The sequence below is a fragment of the Halomonas borealis genome, assembly GCF_004798905.1.
Classification (GTDB): Bacteria; Pseudomonadota; Gammaproteobacteria; order Pseudomonadales; family Halomonadaceae; genus Halomonas; species Halomonas borealis.
Genome location: NZ_SDMO01000012.1, coordinates 1 through 16,539, shown reverse-complemented (window position 1 = coordinate 16,539; position 16,539 = coordinate 1). Strand labels below are relative to the sequence as shown.

Genomic DNA, 16,539 nt, shown 5'->3' with positions numbered 1-16,539 from the left:
GTCATTCGCCCATCGTCGGGTTGACCAGAATTCGCGCACAGGATGCCAGATCGCCGGCCAGCAGGCCACGCTCACCGCCCGCCGCCGCGGCCTCGTCGGCGGCCAGGGCATGCACCATGACGCCGACCCTGGCCGCGGTTTCCGGCGACAGCCCCTGGGCCAGCAACGCGCCGAGCAGCCCGGATAGCGCATCGCCCATGCCGCCGCTGGCCATGCCCGGATTGCCGTAGGGGCAGACCGCCAACCCCGAGGGCCCCGCCACCAGGCTGCCGGCCCCCTTGAGGATCACCACCCCGCCGAAGCGGCGCCGAAGCTCGGCGGCGGCGGCCGGACGATCGGCCTCGACCTCGGCGGCGCCTATTCCCAGCAGGCGCGCGGCCTCGCCGGGGTGCGGCGTCAGCAGCCAGTCGTCCCGCTTCAGGCCGGCGAAGCGGCTGGCCAGCAGGTTCAGGGCATCGGCGTCGACCACCAGCGGCCGACCGGCGTCGAGCGCCGCCTGCAGCATCGCCTGGCCCCAGCTGCCCTGCCCCAGGCCCGGGCCGACGACGAGCACATCGGCCTTGCTCGGCAGCCCGTCGATATCGGCGGCGCCGCGCACCCCATGCGCCATTATCTCGGGGCGACGCACCAGGCAGGCGGTGACATGCTCCGGCGCGGTGGCCAGGCTGACCTTGCCGGCGCCCAGCCGCGCGGCGTGCTCGGCGGCCAGCAGCGCCGCCCCACCGAAGCCCGGCGCTCCGCCGAGCACCAGCGCATGCCCGGCGGCACCCTTGTGGGCATCCCGGGGGCGTGGCGGCAGGGCCGCGGCGATCAGCGTCGAGTCCAGCAACTCGGCCGCAGGCATCAACTCGTCGCTCGCCACCTCGGGGGCGCCAAGCTCGCGCAGGACCACCTCGCCGGTCAGCGCCGGGGCGCGGCCGGTGTAGAGCCCCAGCTTGTCGCCGATGAAGGTGACGGTCCGCGTGGCCCGCACCGCCACGCCGAGCTCGGCGCCGCTGTCGGCATGGATGCCGGAGGGGATGTCGATGGCCAGCACCGGCCGGGCGCTTGCGTTGATCGCGGCGATGGCCTCGCGAACGGCGCCGCACACCTCGCCGGCGAGCCCGGTGCCGAGCAGCGCATCCACCACCACCTCGCCCTCGAGCGGCACCCCTTCATTCCAGGGCTCGAGGCCGACGCCCGCCGCCGAAGCCATGTCGGCGGCCCGGCGGGCATCGCCCGAGAGTTTCTCTACCGGCTTGAGTGCCACGCGCTGTACCGTCCAACCCTCGGCGGCGGCCAGCGCCGCCAACACATGGCCATCGCCGCCGTTGTTGCCGCCACCGCACAGCACGCTCAGCGAGCGTGCCTGAGGCCAGGTCTCGCGCAGTACTCGCCAGGCCGCCGCCGCGGCGCGCTGCATCAGCGCGAAACCCTCGGTCCCGGCGGCGATGGTACGACGATCCAGCTCGCGGACCTGCTCGGCGCGATACAGCGCGCGGCCCACGGCGAGGCCGGACGACTCGAACGATCCCGTCATTCCCTGTCTCCCTCGCAGACGATGCTTTACCATGGAGTGTGTCCTGTCCCCCGCCGTACGCCAAGCGTCACGGCCCCTTTCCGAACGGTGTTTCCTCAATCATGACCCAGCCGTCTCCCACGGGTGACACCCCCGATCTCGCCCAGCTCGCCGAACGCATCAAGACTTGGGGCCGCGAGCTCGGCTTCCAGCAGGTGGGCATCACCGACGTCGACCTGGCCGAGGACGAGGCACGCCTGCAGCGCTGGCTCGATGCCGGCCATCACGGCGAGATGGGCTTCATGGCCAAGCACGGCACCAAGCGCACCCGCCCCGCGGAGCTGGAGCCCGGCACCGTGCGCGTGATCAGCGTGCGCCTGGACTACCTGCCGCCGGAGGTCGAGACGACCAAGATGCTGGCGCGGCCGGAGAAGGCCTACGTGTCCCGCTACGCCACCGGGCGCGACTACCACAAGCTGATGCGCAAGCGCCTGGCGACGCTGGCCAAGCAGATCCAGACCGAGGTCGGGCCCTTCGGTTATCGTGCCTTCGTCGACTCCGCCCCGGTGATGGAGCGCGCCCTGGCCCGCAAGGCCGGGCTCGGCTGGTTCGGCAAGAACGCCATGCTGCTCAACCCCAAGGCCGGCTCGATGTTCTTCCTCGGCGAGCTCTACACCGACCTGCCGCTGCCGGTCGACGCGCCCTTCGAGGCGGAGCACTGCGGCAGTTGCAGCGCCTGCCGCAGCGCCTGCCCCACCGATGCCATCGTCGAGGACAAGGTGGTCGACGCCCGCCGCTGCATCTCCTACCTGACCATCGAGCTGCACGGCGCGATTCCCGAGGAATTCCGCGCCGCCATGGGCAACCGCGTGTTCGGCTGCGACGACTGCCAGCTGGTCTGCCCCTTCACCCGCTTCACCCGGGCCAGTAACGAGGCCGATTTCGCGCCACGCCACGACCTGGACCGCGCCGACCTGGTCGCGCTGTTCGCCTGGGGCGAGGAGGAGTTTCTCGACAAGACCGCCGGCAGCCCCATCCGCCGGATCGGTTACGAACGCTGGTTGCGCAACCTGGCGGTAGGGCTCGGCAATGCCCCCTGGAGCGAGACCGTGGAAGCCGCGCTGCGCGCCCGGCTGGCCTACCCCTCGGACCTGGTCCGCGAGCACGTACGCTGGGCGCTGGCGCGGCAGGAAGAGAAGCGGGCCGGGCTGATCGCCGTCGAGGCCTAGCCTCGCCGGCGACCGGCGTCATTCCTCCTCGTCGCCGTCCTCGTCATCGAGGCGCAGGAAGGTCTGACGATAGTGCGCCAGCTCGGCGATCGATTCCTTGATGTCGTCCATCGCCAGATGCGCATTGCGCTTGCTGAAGCCGACCAGCGCCCCGGGATTCCAGCGCTTGGCCAGTTCCTTGACGGTCGAGACATCCAGGTTGCGGTAGTGGAAGAAGGCCAGCAGCTCGGGCATCTCGCGCTCCAGGAAGCGGCGATCCTGATGGATGCTGTTGCCGCACATCGGCGAGCTGCCCGGCGCCACGTGCTCGTGCAAGAACGCCAGCGTCTCGCGCTCGGCGCTGGCGGTGTCGACGGTGCTGGCCTTGATTCGCGCGACCAGCCCCGAGGCGCCGTGGGTCTGCTGGTTCCAGTCGTCCATCTGCTCGAGCAGGGCATCGGGCTGATGGACGGCGATCACCGGCCCCTCGGCGACCACGTTGAGCTCGGCATCGGTGACCAGCGTGGCCACCTCGATGATGCGTTCGCGGTTGGGGTCGAGTCCGGTCATTTCCAGGTCGATCCACACCAGGCGCTGGGTGCGGGGGTCCTGGGCATCTTGCTTGGTGGCCATGGGAACAATCCTTGGTCGTCGTGCGGCCGGCGACAGCCGGCCCCGTTGATGAGTACAATGCCGCCATTGTACCGACCTTCGGGCCATCATGAGCAAACGCAAGTTGAGTCGCCAGCAGCGCTGGCGCATCGAGAAGATCCAGGCCGAGCGGGCCCAGCGCGCCGAGAAACGCGGCCAGCAGGATACCGACAAGCTCGACGCCGGCGAGTACGGCGCCGAACAGCCCGGGCGAGTCACCGCTCACTTCGGCCGCACCCTGGACGTGCGCCCCGAAGGCGACGACGCCCCGGTGCGCTGCCATCTGCGCGCCAACCTGGAAGGGCTGGTCACCGGCGACCGAGTGATCTGGCGCGCCGGCCAGGATGGCAGCGGCGTGGTGGTGGCCCGCGGCGAGCGCGAAAGCGTCCTCGAACGCCCCGACGCCCGTGGCCAGCTCAAGCCGGTGGCCGCCAACATCGACCAGATCCTGATCGTCTTCGCCGTGGAACCCGAGCCCCACGCCAACCTCATCGACCGCTACCTGGTAGCCGCCGAGGCCACCGGCATCGCCCCGGTGCTGGTGCTCAACAAGGCCGACCTGCTGCCCGACAGCGGCGGCGACCTGCGCGCGCTGCTGGAACGCTACGCCGCGCTGGGCTATCCGGTGGTGACCACCAGCACCGCCCACGATGGCGGGCTGGATGCCCTCTATCGCCGACTGGCCGGGCGCACCTCGGCCTTCGTCGGACAAAGCGGCGTGGGTAAGTCCTCACTCATCGACCGGCTGTTGCCGGATGAGGCGTTGCGCATCGGCGCGCTGTCCGAGGATTCCCGCAAGGGCCGACACACCACCACGACCGCCAGGCTCTATGCCTTCGCGCCCCGCGCCAACGACACGGGCAGCGAGCCCGGCGAGTTGATCGACTCCCCCGGCATCCGCGAATTCGGCCTGACCCACCTCGACGAGCAGCAGGTCACCGAAGGCTTCATCGAGTTTCGCGACTACCTGGGGCGCTGCCGCTTCCGCGACTGCCGGCACCGCCGCGAGCCGGGCTGTGCGCTGCTCGCCGCGGTGGATAACGGCAATATCCACGCCGACCGCTTTACCAGCTACCGGCGTATCGTCGATAGTCTCGAAGAGCGCTGAGAGAACGACGGAATTCCCGCGCCAGGATGATTCAGGCCACAACGCTTCAGGCCAGGATTCAAGGAGAGCCCCATGAGTTCAGAAGATAATCTGCTGCCGTTGATCGTCGAGCCCGAACGACTCGCCGAGATGCGGGAGGCCCCGTCGCTGCTGATCATCGACGTGCCGCTCAAGGCCGAGAGCCATGCACAGGGCCACGTGCCCGGTGCCGTCTACCTGGACTTCAAGCGGCTGATGCACGGCGCAGGCGACGTACCCAACGAGGTGCCGGATACCGAAGCGTTGTCGGCGTTGTTCTCATCGCTGGGGCTGACCCGTGACACCCATGTGGTGGCCTACGACGACGAAGGCGGCGGTTGGGCCGGCCGGCTGCTGTGGACCCTGGAACTGATCGGCCACCGCCGTTATTCCTATCTCAACGGGGGCATCCACGCCTGGCGCGCCGCCGGGCTGCCGACCTCCACCGAGACGACAGCCCCCACGCCCAGCGACTATCAGGCCGAGATCCTCCACCCCGAGGTGGCCATCGACCGCCTCGAGCTGAGTGAACGCCTGGACGACCCGACGCTGGCGGTCTGGGATGCTCGCTCCCGCGCCGAATACGACGGTGAAAAGGGCGACAATCGACGCCTCGGCCATATTCCCGGCGCGGTGAACCTGGAGTGGACCGACGCCATGGACAAGGCGCGCGACCTGCGCCTTCGCGACTATGCGGAGCTGGTCACCGAACTGGAAGCGCGGGGCCTGACGCCGGACATGGAGGTGGCCACCCACTGCCAGAGCCACCACCGCAGCGGCTTCACCTGGCTGGTGGGCAAGGCGCTAGGCTTCGAGAAGATGCGCGCCTATGCCGGCTCCTGGAAGGAGTGGGGTAACCGCGACGACACGCCAGTCGAGAAGCCCTGACGGCAAGAACAAGGAGGGAGGCGCGAAGAAGGAGGACCAGGATCGAAGCCGGCCTTCCTTCTTCCGGGTGCGAAGCACCACTCTTCCTTCTCATCGCGGCGTAGCCGTGCCTCCCTTCACCGACCGGAACACTTCCTTCGTGACCCTAGCCAAGCTGTTCTCCCTGATCCAGTACCCCCTGCCCCACCACCTGCTCTCGCGGCTGGTTGGCCGGCTCGCCGACTGCCGCCTGCCATGGCTGAAGGACGCCCTGATCCGCGCCTTCATCCGCCAGTTCCGGGTGGACATGCGCGAGGCCCTCGATCCGGACCCGAGCAACTACCCCAGCTTCAACGCGTTCTTCACCCGCCCGCTGAAGGACACGGCCCGTCCCATCGGCGAAGGCCTGGTATCGCCGGCCGATGGCACCCTCTCGCAGTTCGGGCGCCTCGAGCATGGCCGGCTGATCCAGGCCAAGGGCCGCGACTTCAGCGCCACCGACCTGCTGGGTGGCGACCCGGAGGCCGCCGAGCGCTACCAGGACGGCAGCTTCGCCACCGTCTACCTCTCGCCCAGCGACTACCACCGGGTACACATGCCGCTGGCGGGCACGCTCCGCGAGATGGTCTACGTGCCGGGCCGGCTGTTCTCGGTCAACGCCGCCACCACCCACCACGTGCCCAACCTGTTCGCCCGTAACGAACGACTGGTCTGCCACTTCGATACCGAACACGGCCCCATGGCACTGGTGCTGGTCGGCGCCATGATCGTCGCCGCCATCGAGACCGTATGGGCCGGCCAGATCACGCCGCTGCCCCGTGGCGGCGTGCAGCGCATTCGCTTCGACACCCCGGTGCTCCTCGAGAAAGGCGCGGAGATGGGCCGCTTCAAGCTCGGTTCCACCGTGGTGATGGCCTTCGCCGAGCCCATGGATTTCGACGCCCTGACGCCGGAGCAGAAAGTGCAGATGGGCGAACGGCTCGGCGATGTCGATTAAGCTCACCCGCCACAGCGCGCTGCGGTAAGACGCGAAGGGCCCACTCCGAGGAGTGGGCCCTTGTGTGTCGAGCGACTCAAGGCGAGCCGGCGGGTACCGTGATCGCCGGCGCCTAGCTGGCCGCCGAGCCAACGAGGCCCGCCACGGTTTCAGTTCGAGCGTTCCAGCTCGACCTCGACCGGTGCACGCACGGCCCTGTTCGGCTTGCCCAGCACCTGAACGCCCATGGCGATCAGGAAGATCACCGCGAAGACCGACGTCGGAATCTTCCCGAAGAAGTGCAGCGCCAGGGTGGCCAGGATGATCGGCACCGTCACCAGCACCACACGAGAATACTTCTTCGCCGCCTCCTCCATCTGGCCAAGGTGGCGCCCCAGCGTCTCCCGCGACTCCCCCGCCACGAGGTCATCCGCGCCGCACTTGGCGCACTGGACCGCCTCGTCGCGCAACAGCCGCTGCACATGGCGATGCCGGAGGCCGACCCGCTCCTCACAGGCCGGGCAGGTATAGGTGGCGACCTTGATACCCGAATCTTTCATGATGCACCTTCCAGGATATGAATACCGGCCCCATTGTAACGGCCTTTTCGCATCAACGGCTCGGTGATCCCAGCAGAGAACTGACCCGCTCGGAGCGATAAAGCGGCAAGCACTCTTCCGCGAAGCTCCCCCAGCAGGCACTTGTGCCCGGCCTTATCGATGAGGATGGCGAACACCCCCAGCTTGCCTGCTGCACAACGCCTGCCTCTTGGCTAATTCCGGGGCCTCCATGCGCGGCTACCTGGGCGAATTAGCGCACCTTCCCGGGCAAGGCCCCCAGGAAAGGCGCGATGCACCTTCGATGCTTCAGGGCCTCGGCGAAACGACACCCAGCCGTCACTACACGACAACGGTGTAGGCCTACGGTCTCACCCAAGAGTTCACGACGCCCTACACCCCAGAGCGAAACGAGCTCGTCGAGCACTTCTTCCGATCCTTAAAGGAAGAATGCATCTGGCGGCATCGATTCGAGTCGCTGGTAGGCGCGTTCGCCGAGCCCGATGAACACCTGCGGGTCGTCGGCGAACACCAGCCGGTGGGCGCCGCGCTCGGTGTCCTCGAACTCATGGAAGTAGAACAGCCCTTCCTCGGCGGCCAGCCGCTCGACGAACGCGAGGTCGGTCTCGCGGGTCACCGCGAAGGCCACGTCGGTGAGGCCGCGTTCCTCGCACAGGGTGTTGAGGATGGTCAGCGGCGAGACGCGCTGGAAGATCCGAGAGTTGTGGCGCAGCGAGAGGCGCCTCCTCGTAGGAGAAAACGATCGCCACACCACTGCAGCTCACGCATATGCCTCCACCAGCACGCCAACCAAGCTTCATCCCACGTGGGCGGCAAAAGGCACGCTATGATAGGCGGGCTTAGGCGTCTCGCCGGCATTCGCGTGACCGAAACGTTCCTCCACCGGTCCCAGGTCGAGGAAGGTCTCGCCACGCTCGTAGGCGGCCGTTACCTGACGGCTCAGTTCGCTAAGGTCTTCGGAAGGTTGCGCCCAGTCCTCTTTGGGCAGCGACTTGGACCACTCCTGTATCCACCCCTTGGGGATGGCCTTGGGCAGCACGTGGTTGACCCGGTACTCGGTGTACCAGCTGGCGAAGTAGCCAAGCTCCATCCAGCGGCCCAGGCGGTAGCGCCAGAACGGCTTGCCCTCCCGCTCGTGGCGCCGCCTCTGCCGAGCCATCTCGTCCTTGTACCAGGCCACGCTGTAGTCATCGGCGCGTTCGGGCACCGCCTCAGAGCCTTCTTCCATATAGCGACGAATCTGCTCCCATTGCATCAAGGCCATCTGCAGGCCGGTCACGCCGACCTCGATGCCTGCCCCCGCCAGGCTATAGCCCGGGCGCTCCGGGTCCGGCGGCAGGATATGCAGCTGCCAGCCGATACCCGCCGGACCACCAACCGTCACCGCCATATTGCGCGTGGCCACCGCCACCACGTCCTCCCAGGGCACGAAGACGGTTTCCTTGCGCCAGCCAGCCAGGCGGCGAATTCCGCGATACAGCGCCACATAGCCGACGGCTAAAGCCGGCAAGACCACCAGGTGAAGCATTGCCATCCAGGTAATGCCAGTTGGCCCCAGAAATTTCTCCTCTGCCTCCAAAAAGCCGAGACCAACTAACGCGACGGCACCACTAATGGAAAACAGCGCAAACCAGAACCCATACATCAAATCCGCGCTGGGGGACGGCAAGAAGACCCTACGTCCAGGGTGTTCCACCACGAAGGCCACCTCGCGGCGCTGGCGATGGAAGCGTACCGGGGCAGTGCTGCGTATGGCGAGATCGGGAAGCAGAAGCAAGGCGCCAAAAAACAACAGCATCGCATAGCCCCCCCCCCCATATCCCCAAAGCATTACCCCAAGTAAAGCCCCCATAAAAGACCATAAAGACGGCCGAAGCCCAAACAAACATCAAGAAGAGGAACATACCTACTACTCCCCCCCCCCAAGCCAACATGCCGTTGCGGCTGACGTTATGCAGCAGGTCCAGCGTCGCCTTGTCTCGACGATAAACCAGGCGGCCTACATCCGCCCCGACACCCGCCGTAGGCCCCAGGGGAATGGGCCTAGGGCTTAGGGCATAAAGCTCATTGGCGCCGCGCGTCAGATGCTCACCGGCGCGCAGCGCCATGGCGGCAGCGTCCTGTTCCTTGGCTTGGGTGGTCATAAGACTTCTCTGGCACGCTACCGCCAAGGAGACGACGACGCGCCTTCCCTGGCGAGGTGATATGGGGACGGTGTGCCTGTCCCTTGATGGTGTCATGCCCGGTGACGTCGTTGGTTACAGAAGTACGCTAGTCCCGATGATCCTGCTGTTCTGCAGCGCCATTCGATGAGACCGCACGAGGCCGCTCCACGAAGCGCACATCCTTGGTGGGCGCATGCGCGTAGGCGTTCACGTCTTCGGGTTCGGCGGTGTAGCTGTCCTCATAGCCCGGCACCGACTGGGCCATCAAGTCAGGACGGCTGCCCCAGGGGGCGGCGTTCACCTTCGCGTGATGTTCGTCACGAAGCCGATTCAGTTCCTTCTCATCCACCTTCGCGTAGAGATCGCGCCAGTAGGTGGCCGGACGGCCACGCTTGCCGGCCTCGTCGAAGGCCCGGGTGGTCGGGTCGAGATGACGAAACGGCTCCAGCCGGGGAATGTCCGGCAGCGGCTGGCTGACATCCATGAAGCGGCCCAGCATGTCCCACATGGCATAGCGCTCGGCGATGCTGCCGGTACCGGTGGGGAAGGTGAATTCCAGCGGCAGGCCGTTGCGCTTGTCCTTGCTGAACTGCGGATAGCGATGACGCACCTTGAGGGTGTGGCGCTGGTTACCCTTCATGTCCGCCGCCATCTCGATAAAGGCATCGAACTCATAGAAGGGGAAGTTGCCCTGAAAGCTCTTGACCAGGCCGGAACGCCGACAGAAGGCGACATCGTCCGACCAGTTCTTGTTGCTCTTGTAGAAACGAATGCTTTGAGTTTCGAAGAGCCTTCTCAGCACAGTACAAACTCCGCAAACCCCCACCACGATGGCTAGAGGCGTTAACGCGGCCAGAATGGTATCTGCGGCAAATAGAAACAAGATAGTACAAACAGCCACTACACCAGTAACAAACCAGCCCGCCCCCAACAAAACTTAAAAGATGCGTCCAGAAAACGAACCAGAAACGAAAGAATCGATAAATCAAACTAATATCTTCATCGACAAACTTTGACCAACGCAGCTCGTTGATCATATTGTAGTCATGAAAGCCCCCCCCATATACTCATAAGGCATGTACCAGGACTCCGAATACTCATATTCGAACTGAGAAGGGTTGACGCCAATATAATGTCCCCATGGAAGGCGCGCCATATCGAAGGCGTCACCCAGCTTACCGAGCTTGCCCTTGGGGGGCGGCGGCGCCTGGCGAGGGATACTCTCGGCCGTGAAGGCCGTCTCCTCGTACCCCTCCTGATCTTCCAGCTTCGCAGCGTCGCTCATATCCTGCCTCCTTGCTTGTCCCAGGGCCAGGTCAGGGTCGCCGGCTGCGCCAGCAGGCTGACCCGGCCATCCAATTCTCGATGCTTGCGCTCGGCGGAGTCCCAGTACTCAATACTGCCCTTACCCTCGACGTCTTCCAGGCTCAGGCGTACCAGCGACTCTCCGCGATGGTAAGCGCGTTGAAAGTCCGGTTCATGGTGGAAACCCGCCTGGTTGGCCACGAGCCAGTCGGCGGGCACATCGCCGAATCCTGGTACCGTGGGCACGCCCATACGGTGCCACTTATCGGGCAACCGCAGGCCAAAGAAGAGGATAATTTCTATAGGCGAGGCGATCATCCGGGACCCTGCACCAGAGGAATATTCAGGAGCCCTAGATACCGCAGCACCACCAGGGCGGTCTTGAGACGGTGGCCATGTTCGTTCAGCCGGTTGTTGAGCACGCTACCGCCGGGGAAGACACAGCAAGCCTTCCCTGGCGGAGTCAGTGAGAAATGGTCAGTCGGCGTCCTTGCCGTGACGTCACAGTGGAGCGTGATGAATCATTGATGATCAGGTAGCAAAGGATTCATAAACATTGAGTTTTCTTTCCACATATTCAACGGAAGAGGCCTTCTGGCGGATAAAACTCAGGCAATCAGCCATGTTATCACGCTTAAAATAAAGCTTTTGATAAATGGAGTATGGGTCACCTTCATCACTTTCATAGCTCATTTTCAACCCTACGAGACGGCGTTTACCCCAATATGCGATTTCCTCCACCTCATCCCAATCGTAAGTCTCATGTTGCGCATTACGAACTAATTCCTGGTACCCTTTGGAATTTCCCATCAACAATGCCATCAAGCCAAAACCAGCCGGACCGACCAAACCGAGCAGGAAGGAAGGGTCATACAGTGAGGCAACAAACACCGCGACGCCTGACACAATGGCGGTCCATTTCATCACCGGCTTTACCGCATCAATCTGCGGCTTCCACGAGATTTTCTCATAACCTTTATCCGTCAAGCGATAGACGATAATGGAGGTCTGGTGGGTCATACCCATCAACGCAAAAGTCGAAACAAAAAAACCTATACATGTAGCCACCGCCAGCCAATTACTATAATAATCGCTAGCAAAAAACAAAAGGCTATAAAAAAAAATCATATAAATACAAAAAACAACAATAAAAAGAGCATTCGCTCCTGCTGTGTTATAATCCCTGACCCGAACCTGCCAGCTCATGCACTCCGACTCATCGGTGCGCCCCCATGGCATTTCAGGAGCATAGTTTTTTTCCGGCTGTATAAACCACATCGCTTCCAACACCTTATATATGAAAAGCATCATTCCAAAACATCACAATCGGCGATATCATCCAGGAACCGTTAACTTCAGAAAACTGCTTTTTGGATGGCTAATTGACAAACCTTCCGAAAAATCAGGGCTATAATCGCCTTCACCTGCCTCGTCTTTATAAAAGACAAAGTCTGCACTGCCGGGAGACGCCAGAAACGAGTCTGGATAATCGACCGATAGTGAGAAAGGTGCATCGGGTGCTTGTGCATCTGCAGGTAGCCAAGCTTGCCATATACGCGACTCCTGCGCCTCATATGCTGTCGAGGATGGCAGCTTGCCTGCGGAATGCACGGCGCGCTCTGTGAAACTCGACGCCGGCGCCCAGAAGCCACGGCCCGCGTTAGTGGATAGCCGGATGGTTTCTCCCGCCAGCATCGAAGGCAACGCAATCTTGAGCCAATACCCCTGATGGATCAGAGTCTGTGCCCGACCTTCGTATCCGAGCTTGGTTACCGGCTCGAGGCGGACCGAAGGCTGGCTGAGTGCTTCCATCAAGGCTCGCCACTCATCGGTTTGGCCTTCATCCGTTTTCAGCCATCTTGGCGCATTGCCCCAATGGCATTGATACAGCCAGAGACGGATACCCTCGCGGTGAAAGTAACTTGCAAAGTAGGAGGAAAAGAGATAAACCACCCCGGCAATGAAGAATACCCAGGCAATCCAGGGCGCCATGATCCAGGCAAAACCATAATTGAGAAGCCGACCAACCAGAGCACCTCCCATTTGAGCGGTAAAGACCCCGGCTGGCACCGCAGAAGCTAGACCTTTACTAATCAACGCAGCTTGCTCTTGCGAGCTAGTGGCACTGCCTAACTGACCAAAAACCTGCCAAGCCTCTACTGCCCCCCCAATCGCACCAAAGGCGGCCATTCCCGCCACTCGGGTGGTGAGCTTGGCGGCGGTGCGGGCGAAAGCAGTATTACTGGCCACCCTCCATTCACTGACCCCTTTTCTAGCCAACTCAGCCGTTCCTTTACCCAAGGAACCCACTCGCGTTGCATGCTTATTCCAATAGGGCGTCACCCAGAGCGCTATCACGGCGCTGGTGGTGTAGGCCAGCGAGCTGGTCAGCGATTGGGCGTTGTCGTCATTCAGGCCCTCACGCTCAATCGTCAGCACGGTGGCACCCACGTTCAGCAGGTTGAGCCCGGCAACCAGCAGCGGTAAGCCGCCGCCGTAGCGGTTCATCCAGTGACTCATGCGGGCCTTGGCAGCAGCGGCGCCCTGCTCCAGCTTCAGGCGGTTCTGTTCGCGGATTTCATCCAAGCCCAGGGTTTCGGCGGGGCCACCAGGGCTGCCTGGCTGTTGCGCCACGATCCGTTTGGGCAGGCGGGTCGTCAGCTCCTCCAGCGCTTGCTGCTCCTTGTTGAGGTTGCGGATCTGGGCGGCACGATCCTGCGGCGACGCCGGGCGCTGCAGCGTCTGACGTAGCCCATCAATACGATTCTGCAGGCGCAACATCTTGCCCTGCCATTGGCGATGATGGGTGTCATAGCCGCCCGTGCGCACCAGCTGGGTACTACGGGCGGCATTATCGGGGTGGAGAAACGCCACCTGCAGGCTCTGAGACATCCCGCGTGCCAGAGGCGCTTCACTCACATTGGCCCCCGACCCTGTCGCCGCGAGCAGTTGGTAGGCCACCTTCTCCCAGGCCAGCTTAGCTGGCTCTTTCACGGCGGCGATCAACACATCCTGGAAGGTTCTGACGTGGGGCGCCAGGGCCTGGTAGAGACGGCTTTCCTTGACGTGATCGAGCTCCAGTACCGCTTTGACCTCGCTGGCCCTTGCGGCCAGGCTCGTCGCGCTCGCCCCCTCCAGTCCATCCGCCTGGCCGGTCTCGATAAAGTTGCCGGCGATAGTGGTCAGGGCTTCCGCCAACTCGGGCGAAAAGTTGAACAACGCCAGGCCGACGAGATGGTCTCGCTCGCGCCCACGCTCGGTGAGCCATTGCTGTCCTGCCTCACTGGCACCCAGCGCGTTGGCGACCAGCTCGGAGAACTCGATCAGCGCCTGTGTCTGGCGCACATTGCAGCCATCGAAGCACAGTTCCTGAGCCGAGAGCGGTAGACGTTCCAGCCAAGTGGTCAGGTCTTCGCGGCATTGCTCGCGCTGCTGCTCCAGCCGTTCGAGTTCAGGCTGATGAGTCTGGATATAGGCCAGCGCCTCGTCATACCGTACATCGTTGCGCCACACCAGTTTGTCCTGCCAGGCCTCGAGGTCTGTATCCGCTTCGGGATCGACCCCCAGCTCCCGGAGCTCGGCCTCCAGAGCGTCCAGTTGCTCAGGGACAGGGTTGGGCCCCGGGCCCATGCCACTGGTGCGGCTAGCCCGGGTTAGATCGTAGTAATCGCCGAGTCGTTCGATGGCCTGACGTTGCTGATCCGGGTCGTCACGTACCGCCGCGGGAAGCTCGCTTTCGCTGATGCCGCACAGCCGCTGCACCATCAGAGCGGTCTTGAGGCGATGGCCATGCTCGTCCTCGAACATCTCGTAAGCCGCCTCAATGCCCAGTAGTTGCATGGTCAGGTCATTGACCATGCCCAGGTCATCATCCAGTGCCACGAACAGCGCCTCATCCTTGTTGGGCACCTTGGCCAGCACCGCGTCCTGGCTGATCTCGGGCTTAAAGGCCAGAGTGGTGTAGGCCGACGTCTCGCCCCCTTCCTGCTCTTCTTCGGTCAGTGCGCGCGTCATCACCGTGGTGGATTCGAAGTCGCGAACCACCCCTTGAGGGCTGATGTCGGCCACGTGCGAGCCCAGTTCGGTCAGTGGGCCGACATGGGACGTGGACTCGGGAGCTTCGATGGCCGCACGAACACTGAGTGGCCGCATGAAGCGGTCTCGGGAAGACGCACTCGAGCGCATGTGTTCACAGATGCGCCATGTCCACTGGACGCATGAATAAGCGAGCCAGAGGCGGTTACGGCACGGATAAAGCAGATAAGGCCTGGTCTCGCCCTCGTCAGTCCGTTCATCGGGCTGTTGCGTGCCCACGTCTCCTGACCAGGAGATACGAGTAAACTGATGCCCCTCGATACGGTATTCATGAAAGGTTTCGTCGGTCTCGTCCCAGACGTACAGCCAGCCATCACGCAGTTGGCGCAGGCAATAATCGCGAGTATGGAGCTCGGGATGTGAAGCCCCCTGCCAGCTTTCCGGCAAGGGATGCGGCCCCTGCGCCTTTTCCTCGTCGGGTGTACTCGGGTCATCGGCCCCCCGTGTGTCAGCACCTTGTTTACCGGCACTTTCATCAATCGCGTAGCGCACCGGAAAGATGGCGGCTTCGATATTCAACGGGCACATGCCGGCCGAGCTGAACGGCGTCTCGTCGAACTCGGCATCACGCGCATCCTGCTGGGCGTGTCGATCAGACATGGGATGACGTCCTTGTGGTCCGGTGTCCATTCTCCTGGTGCGCCTTACCCGAGCGGCACCAGTCATCGAGTGTATACAACTGTTGCTGGCGTGGCAGCCTGCCACGGGAGGCGTCACCCGCCACCCAGCGGGCATAAGGACCATCCGTCGCCGTTACGAAATCGGCCCCCCAATGCAGAGCCAGCTCTGCCCAAATAGCGAGTTGCCGCTCCGTCTGCGCCCCCCAGACGAGCGCATCATCCAGGCGGGCCTCCAGCCAGTCACCGCGCATGGCAGAAGCCAATCTCGACCATGGCACCGCCGCATTCCGCTCGAAATGTGCCGACAAACGTTCCTTGAACTGCCAACGGGCCACCGCGTCGAGGGCATCGCGCTGAGGCGCCGCCAGCATGGCGGGCGCCTTCGATGCTTGCTCTTTTCCCGGCGTCGGGTGCTCGGCCGCCTCGAACGCTTGCCAGGCCGGCTCGCCCTCTTCGTTCCAGGCCGGCGCCCAATGCGCCACGCGCCAGGAACGGATGGGGCCCATTATATCGACCGGCACGCGTTCCCCATGACTCGCCAACCAATGCCGTAGCACCAAGGGGTCGGCAAATCTCAGCAGCCGGGGCGCCCCCTCGCTTTCGATCTCCACAAAACCCAACAAGTGGTCGCTCAGGGATCCCGTGGAAGCCGGGCTCGAGAGTAATGACATGGCACGCGTCCGCTCGCCGTCGCCTTCGGCCAGGATCTCGTCAACGAAACGCCGGTCCCGTGGCGCCACCAGGATGGGGCCTTGCTCCGCAAGGTCCTTGAAGCGCGTCAGCAGATAGAGCGGTTCGATCTCGGCCAGGTCGTCTCGCGCATAGAGACGCCTGAGCGCATCCGGATAGCGCGCCCCATCCACCAGTACATGGGTGATGTGACTTGGCGCGCTCACTCGCTACTCCCCTGGCCGCTGGTCTCCTCACAAATCTCGCAGCTGGCCGGCTGTTTCAGCAACGACGTGAGCTGGGCACGACGCCGAATGGGCGCCACCACCTTGTGACGCTCCTCCGTCGCCTCCCCCGGCAACTTCGGTGCCTGAACGCTCTGCCCGGTGCCGCTGCCGGGGCTGCCGCCGGAGTTGATCTTCACGCTGGGCCCGACGATGGTCACGCCACTGGGATCGAGCTTCACGAAGCTGCCGCCGGCTTCGAGGGTGATCTCGGCGCCGGCTTCGATCACCACCTTCATGCCGGCCTTGTGGTGTACCTCGCTGCCGGCCTCGACGAGCTGGGAGCGGCCGATCTTCTCGTGGCGGGTCTGGCCGACACTCAGGTGATCGTCGCCGTCGATCTTCGTACGCCGCTCGCCGTGCACGCTGAGATGGTCGTCGCGGTCGATCTCTGCGATGCGGTCGCGCTTGATCTTGAGATCGCTGTCGCGGCGGATCTCCTCGGTGCGGTCGTTCTCGGTGAGCAGTTCCAGGTCCTTCTGGGCGTGCACCCAGAT

The 16,539-nt window shown here is 63.8% G+C and carries 15 protein-coding genes and 1 pseudogene; 4 read left to right on the top strand and 12 right to left on the bottom strand.

Annotated features, from left to right (window positions below):
* Nucleotide 1: 1 nt before the first annotated feature.
* The gene (locus ETC07_RS12025; protein WP_136248765.1) at nt 2-1,519 is read right to left on the bottom strand and encodes an NAD(P)H-hydrate dehydratase; all 1,518 of its coding nucleotides are present in this window, start codon (nt 1,517-1,519) and stop codon (nt 2-4) included.
* 101 nt (nt 1,520-1,620) lie between these two features.
* Between ETC07_RS12025 and queG the strand changes: the two genes are divergently transcribed.
* A complete protein-coding gene (gene queG, locus ETC07_RS12020) occupies nt 1,621-2,727 on the top strand; it encodes a tRNA epoxyqueuosine(34) reductase QueG (protein ID WP_136248764.1) in 1,107 nt (368 codons plus the stop codon).
* An 18-nt stretch (nt 2,728-2,745) separates the two neighbouring features.
* Here queG and orn read toward each other — a convergent pair whose 3' ends face one another.
* On the bottom strand, nt 2,746-3,339 hold the full coding sequence (orn, locus tag ETC07_RS12015) for an oligoribonuclease (RefSeq protein ID WP_136248763.1): 594 nt from the start codon (nt 3,337-3,339) through the stop codon (nt 2,746-2,748).
* An 88-nt stretch (nt 3,340-3,427) separates the two neighbouring features.
* On the opposite strand from orn, the gene rsgA reads away from it, so the two are divergent.
* From rsgA to asd, 3 genes are all read left to right on the top strand, one after another.
* Complete coding sequence (rsgA, locus tag ETC07_RS12010) at nt 3,428-4,465, top strand: small ribosomal subunit biogenesis GTPase RsgA (RefSeq protein WP_136248762.1); 1,038 nt, start codon at nt 3,428-3,430, stop codon at nt 4,463-4,465.
* Between the two features lie 72 nt (nt 4,466-4,537).
* Complete coding sequence (locus ETC07_RS12005; protein WP_136248761.1) at nt 4,538-5,371, top strand: sulfurtransferase; 834 nt, start codon at nt 4,538-4,540, stop codon at nt 5,369-5,371.
* Between the two features lie 139 nt (nt 5,372-5,510).
* The gene (gene asd, locus ETC07_RS12000; protein ID WP_136248760.1) at nt 5,511-6,347 is read left to right on the top strand and encodes an archaetidylserine decarboxylase; all 837 of its coding nucleotides are present in this window, start codon (nt 5,511-5,513) and stop codon (nt 6,345-6,347) included.
* 149 nt (nt 6,348-6,496) lie between these two features.
* Here the strand turns inward: asd and ETC07_RS11995 are convergent, their stop codons facing one another.
* From ETC07_RS11995 to ETC07_RS11950, 10 genes and pseudogenes are all read right to left on the bottom strand, one after another.
* Nucleotides 6,497-6,886 (bottom strand): hypothetical protein, encoded by a 390-nt coding sequence (locus ETC07_RS11995; protein ID WP_136248759.1) that lies wholly within the window; start codon nt 6,884-6,886, stop codon nt 6,497-6,499.
* Nucleotides 6,887-7,364: 478 nt separating this feature from the next.
* Nucleotides 7,365-7,637: pseudogene (locus tag ETC07_RS11990) on the bottom strand (contractile injection system protein, VgrG/Pvc8 family); the annotation flags it as partial.
* A gap of 63 nt (nt 7,638-7,700) precedes the next feature.
* Nucleotides 7,701-8,438, bottom strand: coding sequence for a hypothetical protein (locus tag ETC07_RS11985; protein ID WP_136248758.1), 738 nt, complete (start codon nt 8,436-8,438; stop codon nt 7,701-7,703).
* A gap of 737 nt (nt 8,439-9,175) precedes the next feature.
* Nucleotides 9,176-9,871 (bottom strand): hypothetical protein, encoded by a 696-nt coding sequence (locus tag ETC07_RS11980; RefSeq protein WP_136248757.1) that lies wholly within the window; start codon nt 9,869-9,871, stop codon nt 9,176-9,178.
* Nucleotides 9,872-10,102: 231 nt separating this feature from the next.
* Complete coding sequence (locus tag ETC07_RS11975; protein WP_136248756.1) at nt 10,103-10,354, bottom strand: hypothetical protein; 252 nt, start codon at nt 10,352-10,354, stop codon at nt 10,103-10,105.
* The gene (locus tag ETC07_RS11970; protein WP_136248755.1) at nt 10,351-10,593 is read right to left on the bottom strand and encodes a hypothetical protein; all 243 of its coding nucleotides are present in this window, start codon (nt 10,591-10,593) and stop codon (nt 10,351-10,353) included. Before ETC07_RS11970 ends, ETC07_RS11975 begins: the two co-directional genes overlap by 4 nt.
* Nucleotides 10,594-10,905: 312 nt before the next feature.
* Nucleotides 10,906-11,685 (bottom strand): hypothetical protein, encoded by a 780-nt coding sequence (locus ETC07_RS11965; RefSeq protein WP_136248754.1) that lies wholly within the window; start codon nt 11,683-11,685, stop codon nt 10,906-10,908.
* Between the two features lie 24 nt (nt 11,686-11,709).
* A complete protein-coding gene (locus ETC07_RS11960; RefSeq protein WP_136248753.1) occupies nt 11,710-15,069 on the bottom strand; it encodes a T6SS effector BTH_I2691 family protein in 3,360 nt (1,119 codons plus the stop codon).
* Complete coding sequence (locus tag ETC07_RS11955; RefSeq protein WP_136248752.1) at nt 15,062-15,985, bottom strand: DUF4123 domain-containing protein; 924 nt, start codon at nt 15,983-15,985, stop codon at nt 15,062-15,064. Before ETC07_RS11955 ends, ETC07_RS11960 begins: the two co-directional genes overlap by 8 nt.
* The coding region (locus tag ETC07_RS11950; protein ID WP_438590664.1) for a bacteriophage T4 gp5 trimerization domain-containing protein at nt 15,982-16,539 on the bottom strand (558 nt) is incomplete at its 5' end. The genes ETC07_RS11950 and ETC07_RS11955, both read right to left, overlap by 4 nt.